Genomic DNA, 7,611 nt, shown 5'->3' on the forward strand with positions numbered 1-7,611 from the left:
GATTCTCCATATCGGTTACTTCTTAACCCACGTCTTTTCTTCGCCCTTGGCGAGACGGCGGATGTTTTCGCGGTGGCTCCAGAAGACCAGCGCGAGGATGATCAGCGAGAGGGGCAGGAGGCTGAATTTGCCGGAAAGCGCCAGCAGGATGGGCATGGACGTCACGAGAGCCAGCGAGCCGAGCGAAACGAAGCCGGAACGCCAGATCAGGAACAGGCAAATGCAGACGGCGATGAGGAGCTGCCAGAACGCCAGCGGGATAAGCACCCCGATGGAGGTCGCCACAGCCTTGCCGCCCTTGAAGCCGAGGAAGCAGGAATAGAGATGCCCGAGGATCGCCGCCAGCGCCGTGAGCGTCCAGACGAGCTCGGACGTCGAGTACTGCATGGCGATGAAGACGGGGATGGTGCCTTTCAGGAGGTCACAGGCAAGCGTGGCCGCCCCCCATGCCTTGCCGCAGAGACGCGCTACGTTGGTCGCCCCCACGTTGCCGCTCCCGGCCGTGCGGGGGTCGATGCGGCAGAATGTTTTGGCGAAGACCAGGCCGAACGGGACGGAGCCGATGCAGTAGGTAAGGCAGATCCACAGGATGTCGAACATGGCGTTTCCTTAGATTTCTCGGGTTTCCAGAAGCTGGAAGTCGTTTTGCAGAGGATGCACCTTGCCGAGGCGGATTTCAAGCTCCTGCCCCGGATGCGCGCGTTCCCCGAAGAACTGGCGGCGCGCCCGGACGATCATCTGCTCCTTGGGCATGTTGACGGTGACGAAGGCGTCGTTTTCATCAGTGATGACGGCGGGCCACCAGCGGTCGCCCTGCTGCTTGAAGTAGAGCAGCTTCCAGTAGCGGGGCCGGAAGCGCTGTACCTGCCCGGCGGCGTCGAGATGCGCGTTGAGCAGGGGAAGCAGGGTGTCGAGCTCTTCCTTGCTCCAGCGCGGCTTGCCGTCCCGGAGCAGGGAAATGATCTGCGTTTCGTTGATCATATCGGGATAGCGGCGCAGCGGAGACGTGGACGGCGCATACATCGCTTCCCCAAGGCCGGCGTGCGGGCGTGGATTGGTTTCCAGCACGGCGGGGGCCAGCGCCTTGACCACCCGGGCGATTTCAAGGGGCGTCTGCCAGATGCCGGAGAATTCCTTGGGGATGGCGACGTCCTGCGTCCGGTGGAGCAGGGCAATGCCGTGCTCCTTGGCCCATGCTGCCAGCGCGGCGTTGGTCAGGACCATCAGCTCGGAAACGAGCAGGTGGGCCTTGGGCGCGAGCGGATCTTCATCCAGCGAAACGGTGATGTTTTCGCCAGCCCCTTCAAGATTGATCGTGATGTCCGGGCGCTCGATGATGACGGCGCCCTTTTCGATGCGGCGTTCCTGATGGGCCCGCGCAAGTTCGAGGGCCTGCCGGAGCTGCTCCAGATAGGGAGACGCCGGGGACTCCCCGCCGTCCAGCGCGGTTTCGCAATCCTCATAGCACAGGTTCGCCGCAAGCCGGGCATAGCCGACGCGCGGTTCGCACGCGGTCACGAGCCCGTCGGCTCCCACGGTGCATTCGATGAGCAGGGAAGGCCGCGTCTTTTGGGACAGCAGGCTGTAGGCTCCCGTGCCGAGGGCTTCCGGAAGCATGTGATGGGTGGCTTCCGGCAGATAAATGCTGGTGGCGCGGTTGAAGACGGCCTTGTCCAGCTTCCCCCCGAACGGCCAGCGGAAGGCCGGGCAGGCCAGCGCCAGCGTCAGGTTCCAGCCGCCGTCGGGCCGGGCTTCGATGAAAAAGGCATCGTCCACATCGCGGGTGGTCGGGGCGTCGATGCTGATGATGGGCCTGTCCGGGAAGGTCGGCTCTTGCCGTTCGTCTTCCGCCGCTTGCGCAAGCAGGGCGTCGAGCTCGTCCCGGTGCTCTTCGCACCAGCCGTTGCCGGGGGCGTATCCGGCCCTGTCCATCCAATAGTTGTGGTGTGGCTCCACGAGCCCCCACGCCTGCGCGAGGTGGAGCGGCATGAAGGGATCGTCGGGCAGCCCTTTGACCATGAGTTTCCAGAGTCCGTCGTCTTCCGAGGTCTCGGGATCGGCGATGCGGTTCATGATGGTGCGGCGCAGCCGTTCACGGACATCGGGGTCCAGCGATTCGGCGGCCCGCCCCGGGGACTGCGTGCTTTTCTTCTGATGGATCTCCCACAACAGGCGGATGAAGGCGCTTCCCTTGTTGACCAGCTCCTCACGCCTGCGGGCGGCTTCCAGTTCGGCCATGCGGGTGGCGACGACGCTTTCGGGGTAGACCTCGAAATTCGGCGGGTTGAACTTGAAATGGCTCTTGGCCTGCATGAGCGCGTGGCCGCAGGCCGCCACAGCGTCCATGTCCGGCTCGCTCATGGCGAGTTCCGCAAACCACTGGGCCGGAGCCTGTTCCACTTCACCCTGTGCCAGTTCCCAGAGTTCCAGCGGATCGACGTTGGCGACTTCCCGGCGGCTCTTGTGGCGTTCGAGGATTTCCAGCGCCGCATCGCGGGAGCAGTTCTTTTCGTAGGCCGGGCCGGGCCACGGCAGGATGCGCGCGGCTTGCAGGGCCGTTTCCCGGCGGTTCGGAAGCAGCAGGCGGAGCCTGCCGTTCTGTTCCTCCAGCACCCATGCGATCTGGGGCGCGTTGCCCTGCATGAACTCAACCACACACCCCGCGCCGGGGTAACGAACCAAGCCTTGAACCATCTTGAATCCTTCTGTTGCCGAGGGAGGGAAGAGGGAACCTTCTGGAGAAAGGTTCCCTCTTCCCTCCCCCGAACCCCCTCTCCTTCCAAAGGCTTCTACGTTTTGGTGCTGGGGAAAGGCGGCGGTTTTTTTTATCTCATGAAAAGATTCCGTACACACAAGGGCTCCGGAAGGGCTGTAGCCTGAACATTCGCTTCCTTTTTCTCTTACGGAACTCTTGGGAGAGGAAGGGGGGAAATCCTTTATTCCGAAATGTTTTCCTTCCCCTTCCCAATCTTCATTAATGCTTGAACGAACGCTGGCCGGTGAAGACCATCGCCACCTGCGGGGAGGCTTCGTTGACGGCCCCGATGACCTCGTAGTCGCGGAGGGAGCCTCCGGGCTGCGCGATGGCGGTCACGCCCTGCGCGATGCACACGTCCACGCCGTCGCGGAAGGGGAAGAAGCCGTCGGAGACGAGCACCGTACCGGCGAGGCCGCCCTTGGCCTTCTGGGTGTCCGCTTCGATGGCGGCGAGCTGTTCGGCGGCTTCGGCGTCTTCCTTCGCCTTGAGCTTGAGCTCATAGAGCGTCATGCCGTGGCGGGTAAAGGCCAGCGTGTCCGCGTATTTGGTGTACGCCTTGAAGATGGCCAATTCCACGCAGCCCACGCGATCCTGCTCGCCGGTGCCGATGGCGACCGTGGCGCCGTTGTGGGCGAAGATGACCGAGTTGGAGGTCACGCCAGCTTCCACGGCCCACGCGAAGACGAGGTCGTCGGCTTCCTGCGGGGTGGGCTTGCGGGCGGAGACGGTCAGGCCGTCCTTGGTGGTGGCGACCGCCGGGATGAAGTCCGCGGCGGAACGGATGCGGTTCACGAAGGATTGCTGGAGGATGATGCCGCCGTCGGCCATGCTCTTGACGTCAAGGAAAGGAACGCCCGCGAGTTCGCCGAGGCGGGCGAGGGCGGGCAGCTTGAAGATGCGGAGGTTTTTGCGTGCGGCGAGTTTTTCGAGCACGCCTTCTTCGAAGTCGGGGGCGGCGACCACTTCAAAATAGTTGGCGGCGATGAGGTCGGCGGCCTGCATGTCCAGCGGGCGGTTGACGACCACGGCCCCGCCGAAGGCGGCGATGCGGTCGCACCAGAAGGCCTTGGCCAGTGCGTCGCCCACGCTTTCCTTGGACCACGCCGCGCCGCAGGGGTTGTTGTGCTTGAGGATGACGGCGGCGGGGCGTTCCGCGAGGTACTGGAGGATGTTGCAGCCGTTGTCCACGTCGGTGAGGTTGGTCTTGCCGGGATGCTTCCCGGCCTGCAGCATCTGCGCCTCGGTGAGGGCGGACATGATGCCCTGCGGCCCGCGCCATTCGACGCCGTCTATGACGAGTTTGCCGGATTCCATCTCATACAGGGCGGCGGGCTGATCGGGGTTTTCGCCGTAACGCAGCCCCTTGGTTTCGCCGTCGATGTGCCATGTGCGCTTTTTGTAGGTGAGCACGGCGTCGCCGAGCGTGATGGTCATGGTGTCCGGGAAGGTGTCCTTCAATACGGTCCGATACATATCTTTGAGGCTGGACATGGCGTCTCCTGAGGTTGGTCGGGTAAAAGCGGATCGGCACTCCCTATCATAACCCGCGCTGACGGGCAAATTCCATTTGAACCCCTTGGCGGATTGGCGTAGCATGTCGCTGGTGTGCGGCAATGGTGAGAGGTGCCGGAAGATGTTTCGCCGCCTTGCCCGAAAGACCGCCGAGGCGCTTATGCCGCCCCTTGCATCCCGTTCGAGGAGGAATCCCCCCTATGGAACAACTTTTGATCAAAATGGCCCGTCAGCTCGATGCGCTGGACGAGGCTTCCCTTTTGGCGCTCTGGGATAAGTACGCCGTCATCGTTTCCCATTTCGAACCCACGAAGCGTTGGGAGGAAGCGGCGCTGGTTTTTTCTTTCATTCAGGCCAAGCGGTGGAAAAACCAGTTGTTCAATTACAGCTGGTCGGCGCAGGTGCATCCCGGCGCGGCGTCGCAGCCCGTCGCGGAGCCGGACTTTTTTCTGGACCCCCCAACGGGCAGGCCTGCTCCTGCGAAGCCCAAGCGCAAAGCCGCGATTATCCAGTTCCGCCCGCACCGCAGTCCAGAGAAGGATGCCTCCGAAGAGCCCGGCGGAAAAGGCTGAGGCCGCAGGAAAACCGTTTTTTCCGCCCGATTCACGTTGACGATCCCGCTGAACCTTTGTAGACTCCAAGCTGGATCTTCATGGACTGTTGCGGGCTTCCCCCCAGCGATCCTGACGGATCGGAAACGCGAAGCACAGTGAATACAGGTATCAAGGAGTAACCCATGTCCAATGTGGTGATCGTCGGCGTCCAGTGGGGCGACGAGGGAAAGGGCAAGTTCGTCGATCTTCTGGCTCAGGAGATCGACTATGTGGTCCGCTTTCAGGGCGGAAACAACGCGGGGCATACCGTCATCGTGGACGGCAAGAAAGTCGCGCTCCATCTTGTTCCCTCGGGCATTCTACACGAAGGCAAAACTTGCCTGATCGGAAACGGCGTCGTCCTTGATCCCGTCGTGTTCGTGGAAGAACTCGATACCCTCATCGGGCAGGGCGTGGACGTCTCCCCGAACCGCCTCAAGATCAGCTCGAAGACCCACCTCATCATGCCGTACCACAAGGTGCTGGACAAGGCCCGCGAGAACAAGCTCGAAAAGGGCCAGAAGATCGGGACCACCGGCCGCGGCATCGGGCCCTGCTATGAAGACAAGGTGGGCCGCGTGGGTGTGCGCGCCTCGGATCTGGCCGATCCCGAACTGCTCAAAGCGAAGATCGCCGCCGCCCTCAAGGAAAAGAATGTCCTGTTCACGGCACTGTACGGCATCGACGCTCTTGCCGTGGATGCCGTGTTCGATGAAGTGATGGCCGTCGCGCCGCGCATCATCCCGCACCTGACGGACGTGTCTTCCGAACTTGAACAGGCGTGGAACGAAGGCAAGAGCGTGCTCTTCGAAGGCGCGCAGGGCATCCATCTGGACATCGACCATGGGACGTATCCCTTTGTCACTTCTTCCAATACCGTGTCCGGCAACGCCGCCGCCGGTTCCGGCGTGGGCCCGGACAAGCTTGACCGCATCATCGGCATCCTCAAGGCCTACACCACCCGTGTGGGCGAGGGCCCGTTCCCGACGGAACTCAACGACGCCACCGGCGAACTGCTCCGCACCAGCGGCGGCGAATTCGGCGTGACCACCGGCCGCCCGCGCCGTTGCGGCTGGCAGGACATTCCGGTGCTGCGCGAGAGCGCCCGGCTGAACGGCCTTACCGACGTTGCCCTGACCAAGCTGGATGTGTTGTCCGGTTTTGATACGATTCAGATCTGTGTGGCCTATGAATACAAAGGCAAGCGCATGGACTATCCTCCACAGGAACAGGGCGCGCTTGACCTCGTGAGCCCGGTTTACGAATCCATGCCCGGCTGGAAGGAAGACATCACCGCGTGCAAGACGTGGGACGAACTCCCCGAAGCCGCCCGCGCCTATGTGCAGCGCCTCGAACAGCTTTCCGGCGTGCCGGTCAGCATGGTATCCGTCGGCCCCGACCGCAATCAGACTATTTTCAGATAAGGGGATGGACCGGGGGAGGAACCTTTCTGAAGAAAGGTTCCTCCCCCGGCCCTCTTCCAAAGGCTTTCGACCAGTGGGGAGGTTGCTCGACGGCAACCTCCTTTTTCTTTATAGAAAACGTACCTCATGTATTTGACTATCCCGTGAAAGTCTTGGTGGATAAGAGGTGCGAGGAAGGCCCCTGTTGTGGGGAATCATGTCTCGCGTTCTCCATTCCCTAAAAAGGATTTCTTTATGACCATAGCCGTAGCCGTAAGCGGCGGGGCGGACAGCCTGTATGCGATGGCGTCCCTGCAACGTGAATATCCGGGACAGGTGATTGCCTTCCATGCCCTCCAGAAAGAAACCTCGCCGGAGGACGATCCCGTCCCGGGGCTTGAGGCTTCGTGCCGTGCCTTGGGGGTGCCTTTGCATATCCTCGATTTGCAGGAGGCGTTTTTCCGGCAGATCGTCCGGCCTTTCGCGGAGAGTTACGCCCACGGGGAAACGCCCAACCCGTGCGTCCGCTGCAATGCGCTGGTGAAGTTCGGTTTGTGGATGGATGAAGCCCGCAAGCTTGGCGCGGACAGGTTGGCGACCGGTCACTATGTTTCCCTTGCCGAGCATCCCCGTTATGGCATGGCGTTGCATCAGGGGGCTGACGAAGCCAAGGACCAGAGCTATTTTCTTGCCCTGACGCCCATAAGCCGTCTGAAAAACGCGGTGTTTCCCCTTGCCCGAGTCCGCAAGAGCGAGGTTCGTGCCGCGCTTGCGGAGTGGGGGCTTTCGGTTCCGCTTCCTCGCGAGAGTCAGGAAATCTGTTTTGTGCCCGACGATGATTACCGTGCCTTCCTCAAGGGGATTGGCGTGCGCCTTCCCGCCGGGGGGCCGATGGTGCTGCTCGACGGGCATGTCGTGGGCAGGCACGGCGGCCTCTGGCAGTATACCGAGGGGCAGCGCCGTGGGCTTGGCGTATCGTGGACGGAGCCGCTGTACGTCATCGGAAAGGATCGTTCCCGCAACGCGTTGCTGCTTGGGACGGCTGATGAGCTTCCCGTCAATGCCTGCGCGGCGGGCGAACTGAATTTCCTTGTCCCCCCGGAACTGTGGCCTCACGAGCTGCGGGTGCGCACCCGGTATCGCCAGAAGGCGGTTCCGGCGGACATCCGTCTGGTGGGCGGCGGCGAGAGCGGCATGGACGCCACGGCCCGGATGCTCATCCGTTTCCATCAGCCGCAGCTCCCCTCCGCTCCCGGTCAGCTCGCCGCCGTTTTCGACGAGCACGGGCATGTGCTCGCCGGGGGAATCATTTGTAAGGAGCGTTAAGGCGGAGGATGAAGAGATT

Annotated in this window: 6 protein-coding genes; 3 read left to right on the forward strand and 3 right to left on the reverse strand. The window is 62.4% G+C overall.

Annotated elements, in window-relative coordinates:
• Positions 1-15 precede the first annotated feature (15 nt).
• The 3 genes from plsY to HMPREF0178_RS11785 form a co-directional block, all read right to left on the reverse strand.
• Complete coding sequence (plsY, locus tag HMPREF0178_RS11775; protein WP_009733603.1) at positions 16-600, reverse strand: glycerol-3-phosphate 1-O-acyltransferase PlsY; 585 nt, start codon at positions 598-600, stop codon at positions 16-18.
• 9 nt (positions 601-609) lie between these two features.
• Positions 610-2,694: a ribonuclease catalytic domain-containing protein gene (locus HMPREF0178_RS11780; protein ID WP_009733604.1), complete on the reverse strand. Its 2,085-nt coding sequence runs from the start codon at positions 2,692-2,694 to the stop codon at positions 610-612.
• Between the two features lie 280 nt (positions 2,695-2,974).
• Entirely contained in the window at positions 2,975-4,249 is a 1,275-nt protein-coding gene (locus tag HMPREF0178_RS11785; protein ID WP_009733605.1) for a hypothetical protein, read from the reverse strand.
• 221 nt (positions 4,250-4,470) lie between these two features.
• Here HMPREF0178_RS11785 and HMPREF0178_RS11790 point away from each other — a divergent pair, with 221 nt between their 5' ends.
• From HMPREF0178_RS11790 to mnmA, 3 genes are all read left to right on the forward strand, one after another.
• Complete coding sequence (locus HMPREF0178_RS11790) at positions 4,471-4,842, forward strand: hypothetical protein (RefSeq protein WP_005025499.1); 372 nt, start codon at positions 4,471-4,473, stop codon at positions 4,840-4,842.
• A gap of 164 nt (positions 4,843-5,006) precedes the next feature.
• On the forward strand, positions 5,007-6,287 hold the full coding sequence (locus HMPREF0178_RS11795) for an adenylosuccinate synthase (RefSeq protein ID WP_009733606.1): 1,281 nt from the start codon (positions 5,007-5,009) through the stop codon (positions 6,285-6,287).
• 234 nt (positions 6,288-6,521) lie between these two features.
• On the forward strand, positions 6,522-7,592 hold the full coding sequence (mnmA, locus tag HMPREF0178_RS11800) for a tRNA 2-thiouridine(34) synthase MnmA (protein ID WP_009733607.1): 1,071 nt from the start codon (positions 6,522-6,524) through the stop codon (positions 7,590-7,592).
• Positions 7,593-7,611 lie beyond the last annotated feature (19 nt).

This window comes from Bilophila sp. 4_1_30 (assembly GCF_000224655.1).
GTDB classification, from domain to species: Bacteria; Desulfobacterota; Desulfovibrionia; order Desulfovibrionales; family Desulfovibrionaceae; genus Bilophila; species Bilophila wadsworthia.

Bases quoted from the DNA above. Each gene is read 5' to 3' on its own strand.
- plsY (WP_009733603.1), bottom strand. From the start codon at position 600: ATGTTCGACATCCTGTGGATCTGCCTTACCTACTGCATCGGCTCCGTC.
- HMPREF0178_RS11780 (WP_009733604.1), bottom strand. From the start codon at position 2,694: ATGGTTCAAGGCTTGGTTCGTTACCCCGGCGCGGGGTGTGTGGTTGAG.
- HMPREF0178_RS11785 (WP_009733605.1), bottom strand. From the start codon at position 4,249: ATGTCCAGCCTCAAAGATATGTATCGGACCGTATTGAAGGACACCTTC.
- HMPREF0178_RS11790 (WP_005025499.1), top strand. From the start codon at position 4,471: ATGGAACAACTTTTGATCAAAATGGCCCGTCAGCTCGATGCGCTGGAC.
- HMPREF0178_RS11795 (WP_009733606.1), top strand. From the start codon at position 5,007: ATGTCCAATGTGGTGATCGTCGGCGTCCAGTGGGGCGACGAGGGAAAG.
- mnmA (WP_009733607.1), top strand. From the start codon at position 6,522: ATGACCATAGCCGTAGCCGTAAGCGGCGGGGCGGACAGCCTGTATGCG.